The organism is Pseudomonas sp. SG-MS2 (genome assembly GCF_009933855.1).
Taxonomy (GTDB): domain Bacteria; phylum Pseudomonadota; class Gammaproteobacteria; order Pseudomonadales; family Pseudomonadaceae; genus Aquipseudomonas; species Aquipseudomonas putida_E.
On sequence record NZ_MOMO01000114.1, the window covers coordinates 12290 to 34871 of the forward strand.

Here is a 22582-nt window from a genome sequence, read left to right on the forward strand (position 1 = left end):
GTTAACTCATCCCGTTCAGCAGGTATCGCCAGATGAAGACTCACTTGCGCCGCCTTGGCTGGGGTATTTGCCTCGCAGCCATCCTGCAACCCGCTCAGGCAGCGCTCACCGTCAATACCACACGTATCGTTTTCGACAGCGACAAACGCAGCACTTCTGTGGTTATCGCCAACCCCAGCCCCCGCCCCTACGCGGTACAAAGCTGGGTCAACACCGCCAGGGACGATAACGACACAGCCGTCCCTCTGGCTACCTCGCCAGGATTGTTTCGCCTGGACCCCGGCAAGGAGCAGATGGTGCAGATCAGCCGTCTACCCAACAAGCTGCCTGTGGACCGGGAAACACTCTTCTACCTCAATGTTCAGGAAATTCCCGAAGTAACCCCTGAGGACGTAAACGTACTCAATGTTGCGCTGCGTACGCGCCTCAAGCTTTTCTACCGCCCCAGCGAATTGAAAGATCGGCCCTTCGACCGCATCGGTGAGCTGAAATGGTCCGTGCGCCAAGGCCTTGGGCCTGTCCAGCTAGTGGTAGACAACCCGACGCCCTACCACTATACGTTCGGCCGCCTGGAGGTCAGTACTGCAGGTACGACGGAAGCTATACAGGCCATGGCAATGGCGCCGCCGTTCGGGCAGCAGGTTTATGACCTTGCCCGTATCAAATCGGTAAATGCTTTGCAGTTGACCTTCACCACCATCAATGACTACGGGGTCGCCACCCCGGCGATGCACAAGGCACTGTCGAGCGGTTCCTGAGTTTGCCTGCCAATACATACGAACGAGCCCTCCGGGCTCGTTCGCTATCGTACTTCACAAAAATCGAGGAGCCTTCCATGAAGCGCCTAGTCATTGCCTTCGGACTCGCCATGGCCAGTCAACAGGCGCTGGCAAACACCGGCTCGATCAACTTCTTCGGCCAGGTCAGCAGTGGGACCTGTGCGATTGAAATCATCGACCCTTCGACCGGCCTGCCCGCCAGCAGAATCTACATGGGCAACGTGAACGCTGCCCAGTTCAAGCAGGCAGATGATGAGGCCGCGAACCGCGCCTTCGGCTTGCGCCTTACACCGGGCAGAGGCTGCATATTGCTGCCCGGTGCCAGTGCCAGCGTAACCTTTACCGGAAGTTACGGCGGCGCTGGCGCCAGCGGCACACTGTATGCCCTTGAGCCAGGTGGCGCCAAAGGTTTGGCTTTGATCATCAAGGACAACGCAGGCACACCGGTAGATAACGGTATCGCCTCCAAGCAGTACCCCCTGCATGACAGCAAACCTACCGACATGTTGTTCTCTGCCGCTTACAAAGCGACCGCTACCCAGGTAACCGCCGGTTTCGCCAACAGTGATGTTCAGTTCAGGGTGGACATGCCGTAAGCCCCGCAAAAAAGGTCGGGCCTAACGGCCCGATCTCATTTCCCCTAGCTCATGCCCCTTGGCCGGCCAGCCTGTCCAAAGGATCGTAGCTATAGCCGTTACCATCGTAGCTGCTCAAGCGACCCAGGGCGTCATAGCTCAACGTCTTGCCTTTGTCATCGAGCTTCATGTTGCCGTCATCGTCATATTCCAACGTGAAGTCGGCATAGTCAGCGTGGTTGTTAGTCACGCCGGTCAGTTGCGCAGGGTCTTCATTTTCGAATAGGTAAGTGGCCTCGTTTGCGCCCTTGCTACCGTCTTCTTCCTCAAATTCAGTCAGTACCCAGGTGATGTTATCGAGTGCATCGAACTCGAAAAACTGGTAACGAATAGTCTTTCCGGCCGGGTCTCTCGGGCTATGGGAAAGCAGCCCTTCACAGAAGTATTCCTCCAGGCGGCCGCGCACGTCGTACTTGTACGTTTCCTCACGCAAGGCACTGCCATTCTCGCTCAGCTTTTTGAAGGTGATCTGATCAAGCACGCTGTATTCCTGCACGAGCTCCTGTACACCCTGCACCCGCAGCCCGGCCTCTTCCACCAGCGCCTGCACAGCTTCGTTGGCGAACGCAAAGCCTTCGATCGGTGCCTCGACCTGGGTGCTCAGGAACACGAACCTGCGCAGACATTCCCGCCCCTGGTGGTCATACTCCAGTTCCGTGGCCAGCCCCTGCGTGCCATCCAGGGTGAGTATGCATTGGGTATTGCTCAACCCATCATAGAAGAACCGGCTGCTGGTGGTCCCCAGCGCAGTCTGCTGTAGCAGGCCACTGGCGTAGTAATCGTAGGTCTGCGTCTGGCCGAGAACATCCTTGTAGAACAACTGGCGCCCCAACAGACTGGTGCCATACTCCATGGCCCAGGTCTCATTCCCGATCGTGCGGGTTTCTTCCTTGATCTGGCCTGTGCTGAAATAGGCCCGGGTCAGCTCCTCCCCCTCCTCCTTGCACCAGGTGAGCCGCGCGTTTTGCGGGTCGAATTTGTAGTCCGCCTGTTTACCCGGAATGCGCCGCACTTCCGGGTCCTCGCCCAACTGCGGAATGTACTGGTATTCGATGACATTGCCTGCAGCCGTCATCACCCTGCTCGGCTTGGACTGGCCAGGTTCATAGTGCATGTTACTTGCCCGCCCTCCGGTGATGGAGGTGATCATGCGGTTCAGGCCGTCGAAAACCTGCTCCCCGAGCACGGCACCCTCGACACTGATACTGGTCGGCAGGTCGTCGCTGCTGTGCACGGCATAATCGCGGTGCACCACGGCCCCGTCCGCCAGCGTCTGGTCGACCGGGCGCCCGAAAGCGTCATAGCTGGAGCGGGTAACCGCTTTGCGTGCATCGACTTCTCGCACATTACGCCCCAGGCCGTCATAGAAGTACTCATGCTTGGCATACAGCTTGCCCGCCAGGTCGAAACGCTGCAGCTGGGCAGGCTGCTCGAACAGGTTCAACCAAGTGATAGCCTTGCCCACGCTCGACGTGCCATCGGCAGATTCGCTCCAGCTGGTCAGGGTGGGCAGATTGCCCTTGGAGTCTTGACCGTCAGGGTTGGACCCGATCGGGTCATGTTCCTCAAACTGCTTGACCCCATCCGGGCCGGTCTCGCAGCGCTGCTGGCCCCAGTCGTCGTATTCATACTGGATCGCCAGCGGCATTTGCTGCTGCCCTTTCCAATCGTATTCGATTGCCTCGGTCAGCTGGCCAAGCTCATCGTAGGTAAACGCATTGCGCGGGCGGAAAACCTGATGCAGCTGGATGTCTTCGGCGTCGGCGTCATGACGTTCCTCACTGACCACTCGCCCCAGGCCATCGATGTACGAGCGAATGGCAACCCCCTTGACGTCCACCCGGCTTTGCGACGCCTTGCCGCCAGGTGCGCTCACAAGGCCATACTCATACACGCGCGTTGCCGTGTACGCCGCTTCATTGGGCGATACCGTTTCGCGAACGACCCGGCGCAGAGCATCGTACTCGTACTCGATTTCGACATCGTTGTCGTCACGATTGAGCAGCGGTTGGCCAATGAGCACCGAATCCTTCAGCGTGATCACCTTGCAGACATGGCGCGGCTGGCCGGTCTCGGCGTCGAGCTCGCCATGATCAAAGCCAGTCACCTGCTGCTCGGTCACCAGCGCAGGGTGCCCATCGAGGGCTTCCTTGTTGTAGGTAAAACCGGTCGTGGTAGCTTTACCGCCCATGAGCAACGTTTGCAGCAGCGGACGACCATGGCGCAGCAAGTCGGCGGGTTCATCGATCGAACTCATGGTGGTTACTTGCAGCGCAGCCTGCTCCTCCTCCCCTACCACTTCACACAGGCTTTCCTGGGTCGCGACCAGCCAATTGGACACAGGCAGTGTGGTCGAAGCACCTGGATAGCTGACCCGGGCGAGCGCTTCATACTCAAAACGCCTGCGCAAGACCGGTGCGGACATGTCGCCACCTGATGCCGGATACTCCGTCACACTCTTCTGATTTCGCACGAAACCGTCCGGGTCGGGCGGGCAGCCGTCACCACCTTGGGCAGGGTAATACTCGATGACAGTACGCTGGCCTGAGGGCAGGGTCTGAGCAGTCAAATTGCCATGCAGGTCATACTCGGTCCTGGTGGCAGGCTCGTGACGAACTTTGGAGGCATCCCCTTGCAGCGACCAAGTGCGGTCTTGTTCCAGCGGCAGCTGGAAGTTGCTCGGCTGATTGTCGAACTCCGTTGCCACATTGCCGTGGTACGTCGTACTGCTGGCAAGCTGGTTGTTGCCTTGCAACACAACCTCGCTCACCTGCAGGTGAAAACGGTTGTACGTGCGCTGCGTAGTACGCAACACCTGATCCTTGCCATCCCCACCCTTGCCCCACTGGTGCGCCGTGCTTCCATAAAGGTACGTGGAGCGGGCGCGATACAGGTTATCTTCACCATCGTCACGCCAAGTGACACCGCTGCCGTTACCGACAAAGTTGTTCGGCGCCTGAATACTGTCTTGCAAAATGGTGTAGGTGTAGGTGGTTTTCATCGGTGGCTGGTCAGCACCAGGGTTGACCACATGGGAAGTCACCCGTGGTATGGCTGTACGCGATCCGCCGCCTGGTAGCAGATGGCCTGTATCGCCGCCCTCGCCGTAGCCGATGTCTTCCACGCTACCGTAGGGTGTGGACACCTTGGCCAGGCAGGTCAGGCCAAAGGCAGTGGTGTATTCAAAACGCCAGTTGCCCCCCGCTTCTGCCGGCAAGTCAATTTGGCTCAACGCCCCATTGCGCAAGATGAGCTTGTATTGCGCCAAAGGTTTGTTGGCACCATTGGCATTGGGGTGCAGGTCGAGGGTCACCGTGCTGCCATAACTGATGTTCAGTAGTTCCAGCCCTGTGCCATCGACAATACGTTCCAGCCTTTGGTTATCGGGCGTATAGCTCAGCAGAATACGATGGCCGGAAGCTGCGCGCACCTCGGAAGGCAACGCAACGGCATGCTCACCCACCCCATATACACTGAGGACTTCTTCCATGTACGACTTGTGAACCACCCGAAACTGTTGCTTGTTGCCGACACTGTCATCAAGAAAACGGAAACTTTCGAGCTTTCTTTCCTTGATCCCCGGCTCTGTGCCACTGCCCGTCACCTTGAAGCTTTCTCCTGTGTGAAGCCGCAGCATGCGCGTACCGGGCACGTACTGAGTCAGGTCGATGTACCAACCGCGCCCAAAGCCGACGTCCTGGTCGCTGAACGGGTTGAACACAAGCCGGATCGGCAGTTCTGGCCCCACCTGGTCATTACCGACCAGGGGTGGCAGGTTGATACTTAACGCATACTGGCCGGTGCGCGGGTCGACATTGTTTTGCACAAAGCCAGAAGCATTGAATGCATTGGAATGGAGTACGGTTTCAATAGTCATGTGATTGATTTTCCGAAAGGCGTAGTGGAGTGCTCACCTCAGCGCCCACGTGTGCCGAGGTGAGCCCATGCTTAGCGAATGGAAAGTTTCAGGACGTCCCGATGGGTTATTCCTTGCCTTTCTTCTTCCGCCGTAACGGCAAACGCAAAGTTCAGCGGATGCTCGTTGCCCTCCTCATCCAGCAGCGTAAATACCAGGTCCTTTTCAAGTACCTGGCGATAAGCCGGGGCTTCCATCCCGCTCTGCAGAACGAAACCCGTGTCCCGCTGCAGGATGAGCATCAGTTGCCCAGCCCCCGGCTTCGCGCCTTGCACCAGCCTCGGCAGTACATACCCTCGCTGCTTCGCCATGCGGTAGAGCAGCCCGTCAAACAACAGTTCGTCGCGGACCCCGCCATCAAGCGACTGGAACGAGAAACCCGTGTAGCTGACAAAATCGTCGTCTTTGAGTGGTGGCGTCGACGACCCGGGCCTCCACGACCAACGTACACCCGATTTGTTATCGGCATCCCTGATGATCAAGCGTGCGAATTTGGTCACCCGGCCCTCCCTCAGGACGTGCTCGAGCAACCAGTTGTCAGTACTTTTGTCGACGTAAGCGAACTCATCCCCTTCGGACGGAGACTCATCCCCTGCCACGCGGGTACGCTTGAAGGAATAGAGCTCCTGTGTGAAGGAAGGCAGGACCTGCCCCCGCAACTCCAGCCTGCCTTTCTCGCCAAACCCCGACGATGTCACTGTCTTACCCGTCAAGGTATTCTGTATCGAGGCAACAACCCTGATAATCCCTGGCTTACGGGAATGGAGAAAGAACCGGCGGGTTCTGGCCTGCAAGGGCGCGCTCGACCCACCGTTTACAGCAACTTGCCTGCGGATGTTGTTTGCGTACCTGTTTACCGCCCAGTCTCCACCCCCTTGATCGTCGCTGGCCAAGGCTTCTTCCATCGGCGCGAGGAAGGGTAGATCGTTATTGCTGTCGGCATTCAAGAACTTCAAAGTTGCCATATCGGCGTCGGAGATGTCGACCGGTTGACTATTGTGATCATTCGCGGCTGCAACGGTCACCTCGACTTCAATCTGCTGCCAGCCGTTGGCGAAGCACTGGGGCGCACCGAGGGCTCTAAGTTCGAAGTTGCCGATGGCCTCCCATGACAACAGCCCGGCTGTTGCCTGCCGACCTTCGCTGAACTCCACGATGGCGTAGCCGGTGCGCTCCACGCCGTCAAAAGCAGTGACCACCGCAATGGGTAATTGTGGGTTGTCCGGAGGCATATACACGTTGCCATCGAACTCACCCTCCCCATTCACAGTCCAGGTCATAGCGCTGCCCAGGTCTTGCGACAAGTCTTTGGACATCACGGTGAACTGCGTGGGTTGAACCGAAAGCGCTTGGGCCACGTGGAACGGAACCACATTCAGGCCTGCATGCCACCTGATCACTACCACCGCAGCTTCAGCGCTTTCTCCGGTCATCCGATTGGTGCAACGGATTCGCTGAACCCTGAAATCGACCGCGCCACTAGGCGGATAGGGCGTGAAAATGGCCCGACCGTCACCCCTGTCATCAAGGTCACCAATCGGCTCGTAGAGCGTCTGGACGCGTTGTTCACCCTCCGAAAGAAGCGCTGCGCCCACCAGCGTCCATTCCAGCCTGCCTGCCTCGACACTGGAGGCGCGGAGCTCGATCGGGTCTTCACCTTGCACCCAAGTGGCAACACGCGGTGCAACCTGCACCGCACGGGCACTTTCCATCACCAAAGCGTGGCTGCGCCCCTCGCCGCCTGCTTCAGGCGAGGTGGCGGTCACCAGCACCATCTGCTGGTCCTCGACGAAACTGGCTGCAGGGCGCGGGCTGTAGCTGGCACCCCTGAATGAGCCGATCGCCGCAGGGCGCTTCAGGTTGATGGCCGACCACTGCACCGGGCCAGTTGCGCCATCGGCAGTGAACGCGATGGTCTGTCCGGCTACGACTTTCGCGAGGGCGGGCTCGACCGTTACGGCCTGCTGTTTTTTCTGCCAGTCGCCGGGCACGACAAGATCGGCTCCGGTTTTTGGTGCCCCTGGAACGAACTCATGGCCACTGGGCAGGCTGAAGGTCTTCAGTACATCCTTGATCTGCCCCGCCCCCAGATCCGCGATATCAGGAACGAGGATCAGGGTACCCGGCAGACCGGCCGCATCCTCGGCGATCGGATAAGGGAAGCCGATACCTGGGTCTGGCTGCCCCCCTGGGCGCAGGTCAATCCCCAGCTTCATGAAGACCAGCACCGCACCGTCTCCATGGCGAGGGCTACCTTCGCTTTGCCCCCACGGGGCCGGCATGGTACGCACCATGAACTGGTCCGGGCTCAACGGGTAGTAATCGTCCATGACGAAACTGCCCAGGGTATAGGTGCGCTGGTAAACCTGCATATAGCTGATCGCTTCCTGCAGGCGAAGGCCGATCATGTTGTTGATATAATCGTTTGGCCCCAGGTTGGTGGAAAACTTGACCGCACTGGCAAGATCCAGTTCCAGCAAGGTGAACCGGCTCCCCTTCGGCCGGCCGACCCGTAATGACAACGGGGCTTCGACGCGAAAACCCATGGCCTCGGTTATGGTGAAGCTCTCCACGACGCGTTTGGGGCTGCCTGGCAGGTGCACAACTCGCATGTATTCACCTGCGAGAATGTTCATCCGCAACGTCAGGTCCTGGCTGAACCGCGGCGCATTTTCGAAGCTGACCTGGGGCGCGCCCAGTACCAGCCCTTGCAACGAAACGCTGATTCGCTCTCCCTCGTCGAGGTAGGCCTCCAGATTGATAGGGTCCATCGCGCCGAAATTACCGAGAGCGTCGAGGTACTGTTCGCGAAGCACAAGGTCAAGGAGCCGGCGGTCCAAGGCAAGCACGCCCCCCCATCCGAGACGCACCGAAGCTTCCAGATTTGTTTGCAAAGTCGCCTTCTTCATATCACGGTCCATCTCAAACCTCCTTGATGGCTGGATTGAGGATATCGGCGTAACGCCGCACCGGAACGAATGGCAGCGGCAAAACGACGTAGTCGAGGGTATCGGGAGAAACCCCGTCGTCGTAAAATGCCGATATGATCACGTACTGCTCGTCCGCATCGGGCGCGGGCGTATAGACCCGGGTATCCTGGTCGACGGTTCCGCTGCCGCGCAGCACTGTCCACTCGACAGGCTCGGGTACCTCAACCTTTTCAAAATTACGGTTGAGCCTGTAGAACGGCAGCGCGACGCTGCCACCGCTCATGGCTTCTGGCTCCAACCAGTAATTGGGGTTCTTGGCGCCAACCACCAGCATGTCGATGGTCGCTGCCGCACCTCCGGCAGCCGGGCAAACGGTGACCGGGTCCAGGCGCAGCGCGCCGGCGTGTAGCGGGTCTGATGGGGCAGGAGTGGGCAGTCTCACCGGCGCGGTATACTTGTAACCCTCGGGGTTCAACGGATCGTTATCGGGGCCGACGTTACCCAGCTCGGGGTCGTCCCATCTCAGGGCGGCAGAATCTGGCGTGCCCGCACTCAGTGAATAACTTTGGCCCACATTGACCACCGCTACCCATGGGTTCACGGTGACCTGGCTTGGCACAACGCTAACCAACGCCCTGCTGACCAGTTCGCCCCTGGTGGCCGTCACGATCAGCCGGCGGTAGCCTCCGGCACGCAGCGCATCATCCGATGGCGCCGTATATCGCCCCTTCGATGGATCGTTGAACGCTCCAGTTTCGCCAGTTTCGCCCGGGAGGTTTTCCACTTTCCAGGTGACACCACCTGTTGTAGCGTCGGCGGTGAAATCGATCACCTGCCCGCTTGCAACGATGGGTTCCTGAGGGCTTATAACCAGCGTGGTGCGCTTGGGCGCCAGGTTGCCGAGCAGGGTCAAGTCGGTCGGCATGGCCACGTCGCGCGGTTCGACGACGTTATCGCCACGGAAAAGCAAGTTGTTAAGACGCAACGCGTCGATTTCGAACGTGATATTCTTGAAGTCGTCGAATCGCGCTTGATACCTTGGGTGCAGTATGCCCTCCAACTCAGCTTCTATTTCTCTTGCCATGTCACGCCAGCGATCTTTGTCTGAGCCGCTACCAATATCAATGGTAAACTCCGCAGAAAAATCGAACTGCTCCAATTCAAAAACCAACTTCGCCTGCCCATCCACCTTCTTGATTACAAACTTAAATCCTACATCAGCCTTTACATCCGCATAGACACCAAACGAGTCTGACCCGCTCCCCCACTTCCCCGTCCAGGTAGCAGCAACCGAACCAATACGCGCGCTCGAAACAAGTGTTCCCTTCAACGACCTCTGCTCGAACAGCAACTCATTGCCGCTGGAAAAAAGCACAGGAGAAATATTATCGAGGTTCAAATGATTTTCCCAATACTCCGACCCCAGCCCCCCACTTCTTTTTTTTGCCAACGAAACCGTCTCATTGGCGACAACCTCTGAATTGGCCACAAATTTAAAGCGTTCACCGGCCAATGCTTCTACCTCAAATCGCCCTTTGGTCATTTCAAGCTGTTCAAAGCCCAGCTTAAAGATTTGGTTGGCCAAGAATTTATTCGAAAATACCAGGTTACTGGTATACGGCTCTGGGGCATCAGGCAACATGTACAGCATCGCCGCATCATCATGGGGGTAAGTGCCGGCTACACTGCCTTTCATGGCAACGAACACAACCACTGCACCGTCACCATAACCCTCACTGCCGAGCACAGTCGCCCCAGGGGCAGCATGGGTGCGAAGACCAAAGACACCAGGATTGATAGGCGACCCCTCGTCAACGACCATCTCGCTGAGCGGGAATTGGGTGATTCTTTCATTTTTTTCACTCCAGGCGTCGAACACGTCCTGGAAATACAACCCCAAGCGCTGCCTCTCAAACTCAGTGCCCCCTCCACTGAACTGATGGTCGAATGCGTCATTCAAATCAAGCAAGACTTTGCCGTTACTCTCTACCGAGCCTGCCACGGCCTCCAGCCTGATATTCATATCCAGTAAACCGCGCGTGGCAGCGTTATAAACCGTCAGGGCTCCAACGCGCCTGACAGCTTTACCATCGAGGAACTTTTCGCTCACTTCGATGTGCTTACCGCCCACCAAGCGCATCTGCAACTTGCCTCTCGAGTCCTGGATACTTGCGTTTTCGAAAGACAGCCGTGGCTTGTCAAGTATGAGGCCTAGCAAGACATGCTCGATGCCATTACCTACGTCAACGCTGCCATCGGGTAGCGCAGGGAAGAACACATCTTCGATATCGACCCGGTCAATGTATTCCTGCGTCAGCAGGGCATTGGTAGCGCCCCGGTCAAACACCAGCAGTGCATCCCACTTCAGGGTTTTTGCACCCTTGTCCATCTCGGCAAGAAACTCCTCAAGCGATTGAGCGCTGATGGCTTGAGTCAGTGCAGGAATTTTACTGTTCATCAAAGTTGATCTCCATGTTCCATGTTTTCATTAATGCAACGTCAGGCCGCCGGCGAGCTTGCCCGGCCGGGCCTGTTTCAAATTCGCTTACATTGACTTTTTCGGAGTAAGCAGTAGCGGCCTGAGCGAGTGCCAACTGTCGCCTTTATCGAAACTTACATTCCCGCTAACGGTGTACTGCCTGTTCTCTTCCAAACCGTTATAAACAGCAACACTCAACAACTGCTGTATCCGTCGATTGCCATGTTCGCCATCAGTGACAGGCACCCCATTACGTAATACCGCGCCGCTTTCAATGGCCAACGTGAAGGGCTGGCCTGGCGCAGCGAAAGGCCAGAGCAGCGCCCCGGATACCTCGAGCATTGCACCGTTCGGGGTGAGGTCGGTGCGCCAAAGTTCGCCGTTGTTCTTCGCTTGCAGGCATTTGATATTGTTATCAAAAACCAACGGCTGGACGCGCAAGTCCACAGCGGTGGAGGGCGCCGAGCGCACGCCATCTTCATCGACAATGTGGTAGAACACGGTGAAACGCCTGCTGTCATCCGCGCCGGGTTGATGCATGTTCGCGGCGACAACGGAGGGGTCTATCTTGAATCGTCGGCCGCCTTCTTCCACCGGTGTGTCGGTAATCTGCTTGCCGTTTTGCTCATAACCGTCCCAGTGAACCTCAAAGTGTTCGCCTGGGCGCAAAGGGATATCAGGCACCGTTACATAAGCCCCGAGAATTGCGTAGTCCGCCAATAGCTTTTGCTTGCCCGGCGTATCCGCTTCGGCACGCTCAATGGCCGGTGCGGCAAGGCTGCGTGCCGTTTCAAACTCGACCTCCAGGCTATCGGAAGTCAACGCATGCCCGGCACGTGCTACCTGGTAGAACACTTGATGGTCACCCGCTACAAGCAGGCTTGCGTCAACCCGAAATACGGTTTCATCGCCTTCCAGGCTACTCGCATCCATGCGCGCAAACTGCACCGCAGGCTCGATCTGGGCGGGGCTTTTCCAGTGCAGCAGCAAGTAGTCGCCCGCTTGAATACCCGGATATGAAGGTATGCGAACAGTTACTCCATTGGGGAACTTGCCAGGGTCGAGCGGTGTGCCCGTAAAGCCATCGACTTCGGGTTCGGGCAACAGGTCGACCGGGCTCGGCGCACTTGCTACCGCCACTTCCTGCACAGGCGATTCAATTGTTTCTCCATTACCGGCCAGCGTGATGGTGTACTGGAACTCCACCCGTCCATTCTGCACGCGCATGAAATGCGCCTTGGCGACTTGCCATTGCAGAGGCTCAGCCAGGTTGGTCTCGGTCACCTCGTAAACTTCGCTCGCCGGTGGCATTACTTCCTCGCCCGCAGCATCAAACCTGCGCGCCATGAGCTCGATGCTGTCGCCAACCTGCAAGGCCCGGTAGCGTGGCGCAAACAGGCGCACACCCGCAGAGACCAGATCCGAAACAACAATCACGCGGTCATGCGACTCACGTGCCTGCGCCACCGATAATGTTTCGGCACTACCACTACGGTCGCGCAAACCCAGGTAACAAAAGACCCGCATTGAATCCGGCGTACTCTCTGCTACGTCATTAACCTTATAAGATAAAAATGCCCACCCACCGTCGAAGGCTTCAACAAAACGATTGCTGACGCTTGCCACCATCGTTTTTGTCGTGTCGTAGTCGAAAGGCACTTCACGCATCGCGTCAAGTTCATCAAAAGGGGTGCCGTCTGCAGCGACGCCGCGCCAGATCGGATAAATATATTGACCAAACCTGATATCCGCATCCGTGATGACAAATTCCAGGTTTGCACCGTTCATGTTTTTGACATCAATTTCACCCCACGCATTTTGCGTTGGGATTTCAGGGGCGGGATTGTGCGGGGACTGTTCAGCCCGCTCTTCCAGTGTGCGTTTGGGCGCCATGAACATACTCCAAGGGGATTCGAGATGCCCTTAGTTGTACGGCTCAACACCGCGGCTGGCTACTGGCAGAAATAACAGGTAGCACTCGCCCGCCAGGCACGCGGGCACCTGTTAATTCTGACAGGTGTCACAGCACGGCAAGTTGAATAAGCTCCAAACAGGCAGCACGCCACCATGGCCCCAGCGATTCACATCGATTCTTTCTTATGTCTGTTCAAATAACCTGAACAGGGAGCCCAAAAAAATGAAGCACTTACATTACCGTCGCCTCGCCGTCACAACGGCCATCAAACGAGCAATGCTGGCTGCACCTTTGCTTTTAAGTGGGGTTGTCGCCCATGCCGCAACCCAGGCGGACCCAACGCCCATCCTCGCGCTATACCAGACAGTGGAGAACAACACCGAACCTGCTTGCGGACTGGAGCTGCCCGCAACGGGCAGCGGCACTACCGTGAAACTGCTACCCAAAAAAGCTTGCCCAGCCAACGCCAGAGAGCCCCACGCAATTCGCATTCGAAACGTGCCGATCAAATCGACATTTCTGCTGACTGATAACGAGCGCTGCGAAAAGGCCAACAGCGCCTGGGTCGAACTCGACACCAGCCGCGCCAACGCTTCGCTGGAAAAACTGGGCATTGACAAAATCTGGACCTACGCGGGCAGCCCGGAGAAACCCGGTTACCTGACCAACAGCGGCCTCGATAGCAATGCACCCAGCCGCGGCTTCAGGATCATCGGTAAAGGCAACCCGGTCGCGCAGGGGGAACTTGCCTGCATCGTGGTTACCATGGCCCCAGGAGGCAATTGATCATGGTCAATTCTTCCGGGATACACAGCAACGCCACCAACTTCCAGAGCTTCGTGCAGAACCATGTCGACCAGCGTACCGGCCAGTACAACCTGGCCATTGACTTGCAAGTGCCTGCCGGCAACGACCTGACCGGCCCCGGCCTGCCCTTGCGCCTGTCGTACAGCCCGTTCGACAACAGTGACTCAGGCTTCGGCACCGGTTGGCAACTGGCGATGACCCGGTACGTGCCCGCCACTCGAATGCTTACCCTGCACACGGGGGAAAGCTTCAAAGTGACAGGTACCGGCCCGCAACCCACAATTCGCGAAAAGAAAATTCACAGTTTCAACTTTTACGACGACGGCGAAAACGGCAATGGCCCATACCGTGTAGAGCACAAGTCCGGCCTTGTGGAGATACTCACTCTGCAAGACGCGGTCAACCCCATCGCCCTGCCCGCCAAGGTCAGGGCGCCCTCCGGCCACGGGCTAACGCTCAGCTACGTCCCTGAGAACCGGCGGCTGGAAAAGATCATTGATGACAATGGCACGCTGCTGCTGGAGTTGAAGTACACCGACGCCAGGGTAACCATCGATACGCACCCCGGCGCCGGTGCCGACAACCTGCCATTCATGCGCTACCTGCTGGAACTGAGAAACCGGGCATTGGTGGAGGTAAAACTACCCCCCGAAGTGGGCGGCAACTGGCGTTTCGGCTATACCACAGCCAGGGGCCTGACCTGCCTTGCAAAAGTGTCCACACCTTCAGGCGCCGTGGAGGAGGTGCGCTATGGCGAGAACGACGACCCGGGCCACCTGCTGCCCGGCACGCGACCTCAAAGAGTGCTGCCACGGGTCACCACCCATGAAGTCAAACCTCGCGCCGACCAACCGCCGCTGAAAACAACCTACACCTACACGCACTTCGATGAGCAAAACAACATCGAGGTGGCGCACAGTTTTGTCGGCAGCAACAGCGATGTCAGCTGGCGTGACGACGGCGAGGACAACCTGTACCGGGCGCAATCCAGCTACCGCTACAGCGTCACCGCTCATTACTGGAAAGCGGACAAGGTCGCGCGCAAACAGACGCAGACATTCAACCGCTACCACCTGCTGACCAAGCAAACGCTTGAAGAAGATGGCCATATCGAAGAGACCGAAACCGTCTTCCATGAAAGCCCTGGCAACAGTTTCGACGATCAACCGCGCTACTTCCAGCTGCCCAAAACCATCACAAAACGCTGGAAGCTGCGCGGTGACGCCAGCAAACTGCACCTGGAAACCGCGACCACCGCGTATGACGATTACGGCAACGTCATCGAGGAGCAAGCCCCCACGGGTGTACGCGTCACCTACGAGTACTATGACAAGGACGGCGAGAAGGATGGCGATACCTGGGCCTGCCCGCCCGACCCGCAAGGCTTTGTACGCAACGTCAAATGCAAGACGGTTTACCCCGTGCAGGGTTTGCCCGGCGAAGCCCCCGTCCAACGGACCCGGCTGACCTACAAGGCCTACCCGGCGCTGTCCAGCCTTGGCCAAGCGAGCGAATGGCTTGCACCTTGTGCAGAACAGGTGCTGCAAGTGTTCGATGCCGGCCAGCCCGGTGAGCGCGAACAGCTGCTGATAAAGGTAGAGCGGGCCTACCTGAACATGCCTGACAATGCCTTCCTGCACGGCCGCCCGAGCTACCAGGTGACCACCCGCTACGGTGAAGACAGCACCAACCCGGTACGCCGGGCCATTGAAAGCCGCACTTCACGTATCGAATGGGAGTACCGCAAGGTCGTCGACAAGGAACATGGCCTGGAATACTGGACCGATGAAACCGTGTCCGGCTTCGACCTGATGCAGAAGGCCACGAGCATGGCCGTGTCTGGCCTGCATGGCCAAAGCGTGTACGAAGAAGATGACACGGGTAACAGCATTCGCCGCCGCTACGACCCGCTCGGCCGCGTGATGGAGGAAACCGTGGCGCCAGGCCAGGGCGTGGACGAGGCCAAGGTAATCCATGCCTACGGGCTGGTCACCCATCCTGAAGAAGGCGCTGCCGGGCTGGCCTGGCAGTCAGTCACTGGAAGTACGGGCGTGAGCACCTTCATAACGTTCGATGGCTGCAGCAGGGTGGTGACAGAAGAGCGCGAAACGGACGCCACCGATACCGCGCCGGGCACTGACAATTCGCGGCAGCGTAAAGTGGTTGCGCAGCGCAAGTACGATGAACTGGGCCAACTGAGCGAGGAAACCGCCTTCGACTACTACGACGGCAAGACCCTGACGCTGACCTCCACCTTCGAATACGATGCCTGGAGCCGGCTGCGCAAGACCACCTTGCCGAACGGCGCTACGCAGCACAGTGAATACTCGCCATTTGGCGAAACAGGCGACATCGTCACCCACTGGGTCGAAACAGCGGACAAACCTGGTGTTCGCCAGCAGCAGCAGGTTACCGAGAGCAATCGCTTCGACAAACTGTCGAGCCAGTACCGGCTGGACGACGCAGGCCAGGCCATTGGCCGGCGGGATTCAAACTACGACGGTCTTGGCCGCTGCATCAGCGAAGAACACACCTTCAAACTAAACGACCGCCCGGTCAAACGCATCAGCACGTACACCTACGACGCCGAAGGCCGCGTGGCCCGTACCGAAAGGCCCGATCAGTCTGCGGTGCTCAGCCAGTTCGCGCTGCACAGTGCTGCCCCATTGGCCGAACAACTGCTGGTCGAGCGCCGCAAAGGTGTTGAACCCACCCTTGCCTGGCAACGGGATTACGATGGCCTTGATCGGTTAAAGTCGCTGAAGGCTGGTTTGCAACAGGAAACCTACACCTACAAGCGCAACACCTCGCTGGTAGAAACCCGCACCACTGCGCAGCGCACCTTCACCTACCACTACCGCCCCGCGCGCTCGGCCCAACCCAACCAGATCGACGTTGACGCGGTAAAAAGTACGACGTTCGATTACGACACCAAAACCTCAGCCATCAGTACGGCCAGCGACGCACAAGGCGAGCACATCTATACCTACACCGATCAAGGCTACCTGCTGAAAACCCAATGGCAGGGCCAGGACGCCAAAGGCCACCACTGCAACTATCGCAATTCGCTGCAGGGCCTGCCATTGGGCTACACCGAGAGTGACGGCGCAGAGGTGATCCACGACTACAACGACCTGGGGCAACTGCAACAGACCCGGCAAGGTGACCTGGTCGCAACGTTCGAATACGACAAGCTCGGGCGACTGAGGAAAACCACGACACAGGACCTGGCCAACGAACAGGTACTGGTGTGCGAGCAGACTTACGACGAACTTGGCCGAGAGAACAACCGCGAACAAACGCTCACCCGCCACGACGGCTCCACTGTCACCCAAAGCATCGCGCTGGAGTGGCAGGAAGATGACCAGCTGCGTACCCGCACCCTCACCCGTGACGGCCAACAATTGTTGGTGGAAACTTTCGACTACGATGCACTCGACCGGCTGGAGCAACACCAATGCCAAGGTACTACCCTGCCGCGCAACGCTGCTGGCCGGGCTATCAAGAGCCAGTACTTCGTCTACGACGAACTGAACAACCTCATCGAGTGCTACACCGATTTTGCCGACAACGCATCGGACGAAGCCTTCTATACCTACGACGGCTTCATCCTGAAACGGGCGGAGCACTCCCTGCAGCCTGATTATCCGGCCAGCCAGGCGTTCGACCACGATGCCGAAGGCAACCTGTTGAACGACGAACAAGGCAACCAACTGGTGTACGACGACCATGGTCGCCTGAGCGAAGTACAACGGGCCAGCGATGGGCAACCCCTGTATCGCTACCGCTATGACGGCCATGACGACCTGATCGGGGTACGTCATGAGCAAGCCGCGGAAGTGTCGCGCCGTTACCAAGGCTACCGGATAAGCAGTACACGCGATGCCGACTTGCTCACCGAGTACCTGTACGCAGGCGACCGCCCTCTGGGGTTGCAACGCCCAGGCCAAACCGCAGACAACCGGCTGTACGCGACCGACGCGGCAAACAGTGTGGTGGGTGAATGCAGCCGTGATGAACTGCACGATAACGCGTACACCGCCTATGGCGATTCACCGGACAACGACCAACTGGTGGGCCTGCTCGGCTTTAACGGCGAAGCCCGCGAACGGGCTTTGGGCTGGTCGCTGCTGGGGCGCGGCTACCGTGCTTACAACCCTGGGCTGATGCGTTTCCACAGCCCGGACACGGCAGCGCCAGAATATGCCGGTATCAACCCGTATGTGTACTGCGGCGGCAACCCGGCCAACTGGCACGACCCCAGCGGCCACTACGGCATGCGGCACAGCGCGGAGGCGCCGTACGTCCCGCCCAAACCACTGAAGGCCAAGGCCGACTGGCGATCCTGGCTTGGCGTGGCCATGGGTGCTGTCTTTGCTGTGGTCAGTTTCATGTTCCTACCGCCGGTAGGCCTGACCATGGCATTCGCCTTTGGCGCAGCCAGCCTTGCCATTGACGTGGCCGCTACGGCGGTTTCTGTGGGGGCACTGGTGACAGGGAGCGCTTCGGCTAACGACTGGGCGTTCTGGCTGGGGACGGCCAGTGCGCTGAGTACGTTGGGGCTCATGGGGTATAGCCGGCTGGGGGCGAGGGCAGCAGCAGATGCAACTGTCAACGCCACTTTGCCAGGCAAGTTGTATGCCTCTAGCGACGTTGTTACTTCCACGGTTACTAACGTTTTTAACACAACCAACAAGACAATCAATATACACAAAACCACCAACAATATTAAGAAGATTACAAAGGCCGCCCCAAGAAAGACCACCAACGTAGACCTTTTAGACAACTTCATCTACAAGACTAACCCTATCTTCGATGGAGGGATTTCCACATCTACATCTACATCCACATCCAGGAGAACCTCTCTTTCCGCAAGTAGTGCGGGCACAACCCCTCTAAGCGATGAACCAGTCATTTCCGCTTCAAGTCCAACCCCCAAAGCACCAACTGTAGAAATAGACACTGTAGAAACAGGCACCATCAAAAACGGCTACAAAAGTAATGGGAAAGGAAATTGGACGTTAACCAATCCCTATCCACTTCAAGATTTCAGAGGTGGTCAGTTTCGCCTAGGCGGCGAAAAGTGAGTGCAACACCTCACCCTAAAAAGAAATAACTTTATAGGCGGCCTTCGCCGAAGGCCGCCACCGCATACAAGAAGCCAGATAAAAGGCCGAATAAATCGGAATTTTCCTACAGAATATGAACCGTGGTTTTCGCTATCTTCATCCACCTTAACTGGCTTGCTTATTAAGCTGCATTCCAAATTGAACAGCTAGCGCTGCAAAGCCTATCAGCCGGCGCCTACCAACGAGTTCTTCTTATGTGTGACGCCACCCGAAAGCGGCTGTTGCCTGTACGCCATTGCTCAGTTCTATTCTTATCTGGTGCGAGTATTAGCCTACTATTCGCACTTGTCGCTCCCGCTACATCCGATGAAAGAAAAGTTCAATTCAACCCCAACTTCATGCGCCAAACTCCAGGCCACTCCAGCGACGCCAGCGTTGCCGCCCTGAGCACACTGGCCACCCAAGCTACCCTGGCGCCCGGCCGCTACCAGGTTGAAGTGCTGGTCAACCTGGCCCCAGCGGGCAAGCATGAAATAGATTTCCGTGAACGCAGCGACGGCAAGGGCCTGGAGCCCTGCCTCAGCGCCAGCCTGCTGCGAGAGCTGGGCCTGCGTGAACAGGGCCTGGCCGAGCCACTGCCCAGCGACGAGCGCTGCATCGACCTGCCCGTACTCGTGCCCGACGCCACCTATGACCTGGACCCCGGCCAACTCCAGCTGGCGCTGTCCATCCCGCAGATCGCCCTGCGCCGCGATGTGGCTGGCAGCGTTGCACCCGAGCGCTGGGACAACGGCATCAATGCCGCCTTCGTCAGCTACCAAGCCTCCGCGCAGCATTTCAGCGGCAAAACCGGCAAATCCAGAAGCAACCAGGACCTGTACCTCAACGGCGGAATCAACCTGGGCGGCTGGCGACTGCGCAGCAGCCAAAGCTGGCGCGACGACGGCGAAGGCCAGGACTGGGTGCACTTCAACACCTACGCCCAGCACGACCTACCCGGCCAATGGGGCACGCTGACCCTGGGCGAAACCTTCAGCAACGGCGATGTGTTCCGCAGCCTGCCTATCAAAGGCGTACAGCTGGCCACCGACATGGGCATGCTGCCCGATGTGATGCAAAGTTACGCGCCAGTGATCCGCGGCGTGGCTCAAAGCCGGGCCAAGCTGGAGGTGCTGCAGAACGGCTACCCGATCTATTCCACCTACGTTGCCGCCGGCCCTTACGAAATCAACGACCTGGGCATCGGCGGCGGCAGCGGCGACCTGGAAATCGTCCTCACCGAGGCCGATGGCCAAGTGCGCCGTTTCATCCAGCCCTACTCCACCCTCAGCAACCTGCTGCGCGAAGGCGTGTGGCGCTACAACCTGGTGGCCGGGCGCTATGACGGCGCCGATGGCATCGACAACCCCGCACTGTGGCAAGCCACCCTGGCCCGCGGCGGCCAGTGGGGCACCACCCTGTATGGCGGGCTGTTGGGCAGTGAGTATTACGATGCCGCCAACCTTGGCATCGCTCGCGACTTCGGCACCCTTGGTGCAGTGTCGCTGGACGTGACCCAGGCGCGTACCGACCTCGGCGAGCAAGGCGGCCAGGTGCAAGGGCAAAGTTATTCCGTGCGCTACGGCAAGGCCTTCCAGACCGGCACCAGCCTGCGCTTCGCCGGCTACCGCTACTCCACCGAAGGCTATCGCGAGTTTGACGAAGCCGTGCAGCAGCGCAATGCCTCCAGCCGCTATCAGGGCAACCGCCGCAGCCGCCTGGAAAGCTCGATCTACCAGACGTTCGGCAACCGCAACTCAATGAGCCTTACCCTTTCCCAGGACGATTACTGGGGCACCAACCGCCAGCGGCGCCAGTACCAGTTCCAGTTCAATACCCAGTACCGCCGGGTCAGCATCAACCTGTACGCCTCGCAGTCGTTGAGTGACGACCGCGGCAGCGACCGTATCGTTGGCTTGGGGGTCACCATCCCGCTGGGCTGGGGCACCTCAACGACTGCAAGTTTCGATGTGCAGGAAAGCGACGGCCGCTTCAGCGAACGCGCCACCTTGAACGGCGGTTCGCAGGACAACCGCCTGAGCTACCTGGCATCGCTGGCCAACGACGAACAGCAGCGCAAGACCGCCTCGGCGTCAGTGGGCTACCAGACGCAGAAGGTAAACGTGGGTGCCGGCTACACCGAAGCGGATGAGTTCCGCAGCGTTTCGGTGAATGCCAGTGGCGCGGTGTTGGCGCATGCCGGCGGCATCGTGCTGGGGCAATACCTGGGCGAGACCACTGCGCTGGTGCACGTGCCCGATGTGCCCGGCGTTGGTGTCGACAACGTGCCCGGTGGTAGCACCGACAGCAGTGGCTACATCCTCGCCCCACACATGCGCCCCTACCGGGTCAACCAGGTAACCCTGCAAACCGACCAGCTCGGCCCGGATGTGGAAATCGAAAACGGTGCCACCCAGGTTGTCCCCCGCCGAGGCGCGGTCGCTCTGGCAACTTTCAAAGCACGCCAGGTCAGCCGCCTGATCCTGACCTTGCAACATACCGACGGCCGCCCGCTGCCCTTCGGTACCCAGGTCAATGACCAACAGGGCAAGCACCTGGCGGTAGTGGGCCAGGCTGGCCAGGCGCTGATTGCGACAGATGCCCAGGCACAAACCCTGGAGGCGCGCTGGGGCGACCGCGCCGAACAGCGTTGCCGGTTGAAAATCGACCCGGCAACCATGCCAGAAGAGCAAGGCTACCGCCTGCAGACCTCGCGCTGCCCTACCCCATGACCCAGCCCGTGCGACGATGCCGCAGGCTTGCAACAGGAACCGACCATGCCCCACTTTTCGCGTTATTTCATCGGCCTCGCTGCTGCGGCGACGATGATGACACTGTCAAGCCAGGCCCATGCCCTGGGATGCCAATGGCCAACCACCACAGGCCCGTTGCAGTTCACGCACAACCTCGCCGGTGTGAGGTGGGTGGCACGCGATGCACCCGTGGGTAGCAAAATCTACTCAGCCACTAACACTGGCGTACGAGGCCCCGGCTTTGCCTTGAAGTGCGACAACGACGGGACACTAAGCCTGACCGCCACTATGGGGACGCCATTACCTGTCGCCCCCGGTACCTTCCCCCCCGTCGACGGGAAGGATGTGACGGGCAAAGTGTTACAAACCACCATTCCGGGCGTAGGCCTTTATCTGGAACTGGGCGGCTTCCTCAACGCAACGTCCAGCAACTCGTTCCAGGCAAACGACGGTGGTATCGGCGCCGTTCCCTATGTGGGTGAAAACCAGAGGGACATGAGGCCCACGTTCATGGAAATGACCAATCTCTCCATCAAGTACATGGCCTTGATCAAGACCGGCCCCATACCGCCTGGCGTCAATTCATTCAACCAGGAGGTCGTCAGGGGTTTCGTCAGCAATGTAGGGGATGCCGTAAGACTGAACCTGGGCGGGCAAGTCCAGCAGGCCCAGTGCACGCTCAGGGCCGATGCCGTCAGTGCCAACCCGGTACCACTTGGCACCCACGACATTGCCGACTTCACAGGCCAGGGCAGCACCAGCGATCCGGTTGATTTCTACATTACCCTCAACGACTGCGAGGACGACCCGGCAGGCAGCGTTGCCCGTGCGTTCATGCGCCTGGACGGCGTGGACGGCTCGGTGCCGGTGGACCGTGACCTGGGATTGTTCACCCTGACCACCGACTCGAGCGCCAGCGGCATCGGTATCCAGGTGATGCGCAGCGACAATACCCCACTGAAACTCGAAGAGTTCGTGAATATGGTGCCCCTTAGCCCCGGCATTACGCGCCTCGATCTTCGTGCCCGGTATTATCAGACCCAAGCAACGGTGACTCCCGGCGAGGCCAAAGGCGCATTGAACTTCACCATCGAATACCGCTAAGGGGCGGCCATGGCCGGGTAGCCATGGCCCCGCAATTTTGTAGGCAAAAAAAAACGCACCAAAGGAACTTTAAAATTCCTTGGTGCGTTTTGTATTGGAGCGGGAAACGAGACTCGAACTCGCGACCCCGACCTTGGCAAGGTCGTGCTCTACCAA

10 protein-coding genes are annotated in these 22582 nt (G+C 58.6%); 6 read left to right on the forward strand and 4 right to left on the reverse strand.

The annotated features are described in order from the left end of the window. Window positions 1-32 precede the first annotated feature (32 nt). Together BLX42_RS09190 and BLX42_RS09195 are read left to right on the forward strand one after the other, a co-directional pair. A complete protein-coding gene (locus tag BLX42_RS09190; RefSeq protein ID WP_161871632.1) occupies window positions 33-758 on the forward strand; it encodes a molecular chaperone in 726 nt (241 codons plus the stop codon). 77 nt (window positions 759-835) lie between these two features. Next, window positions 836-1375 carry a fimbrial protein gene (locus BLX42_RS09195; protein WP_161871633.1) on the forward strand — a complete coding sequence of 180 codons (540 nt, stop codon included), beginning with the start codon at window positions 836-838 and terminating at the stop codon, window positions 1373-1375. A gap of 49 nt (window positions 1376-1424) precedes the next feature. Here the strand turns inward: BLX42_RS09195 and BLX42_RS09200 are convergent, their stop codons facing one another. The 4 genes from BLX42_RS09200 to BLX42_RS09215 all read right to left on the reverse strand — a co-directional run bounded on the left by BLX42_RS09200 (window position 1425) and on the right by BLX42_RS09215 (window position 12632). Beyond that, window positions 1425-5291 (reverse strand): RHS repeat domain-containing protein, encoded by a 3867-nt coding sequence (locus tag BLX42_RS09200; protein ID WP_161871634.1) that lies wholly within the window; start codon window positions 5289-5291, stop codon window positions 1425-1427. 71 nt (window positions 5292-5362) lie between these two features. Beyond that, window positions 5363-8251: a hypothetical protein gene (locus BLX42_RS09205; protein ID WP_161871635.1), complete on the reverse strand. Its 2889-nt coding sequence runs from the start codon at window positions 8249-8251 to the stop codon at window positions 5363-5365. Between the two features lies 1 nt (window position 8252). Next, window positions 8253-10718 carry a hypothetical protein gene (locus tag BLX42_RS09210; protein ID WP_161871636.1) on the reverse strand — a complete coding sequence of 822 codons (2466 nt, stop codon included), beginning with the start codon at window positions 10716-10718 and terminating at the stop codon, window positions 8253-8255. 87 nt (window positions 10719-10805) lie between these two features. Then, window positions 10806-12632, reverse strand: a complete 1827-nt coding sequence (locus tag BLX42_RS09215; RefSeq protein WP_161871637.1) for a hypothetical protein — start codon at window positions 12630-12632, stop codon at window positions 10806-10808. A gap of 244 nt (window positions 12633-12876) precedes the next feature. Between BLX42_RS09215 and BLX42_RS09220 the strand changes: the two genes are divergently transcribed. The 4 genes from BLX42_RS09220 to BLX42_RS09235 all read left to right on the forward strand — a co-directional run bounded on the left by BLX42_RS09220 (window position 12877) and on the right by BLX42_RS09235 (window position 22426). Beyond that, window positions 12877-13440 carry a hypothetical protein gene (locus tag BLX42_RS09220; RefSeq protein ID WP_144415475.1) on the forward strand — a complete coding sequence of 188 codons (564 nt, stop codon included), beginning with the start codon at window positions 12877-12879 and terminating at the stop codon, window positions 13438-13440. Window positions 13441-13442: 2 nt separating this feature from the next. Continuing rightward, window positions 13443-18548 (forward strand): RHS repeat domain-containing protein, encoded by a 5106-nt coding sequence (locus BLX42_RS09225; RefSeq protein ID WP_161871638.1) that lies wholly within the window; start codon window positions 13443-13445, stop codon window positions 18546-18548. A 236-nt stretch (window positions 18549-18784) separates the two neighbouring features. After that, a complete protein-coding gene (locus BLX42_RS09230) occupies window positions 18785-21301 on the forward strand; it encodes a fimbria/pilus outer membrane usher protein (protein WP_168216551.1) in 2517 nt (838 codons plus the stop codon). 45 nt (window positions 21302-21346) lie between these two features. Further along, complete coding sequence (locus BLX42_RS09235; RefSeq protein WP_161871639.1) at window positions 21347-22426, forward strand: fimbrial protein; 1080 nt, start codon at window positions 21347-21349, stop codon at window positions 22424-22426. The last annotated feature ends 156 nt before the right edge of the window (window positions 22427-22582 follow it).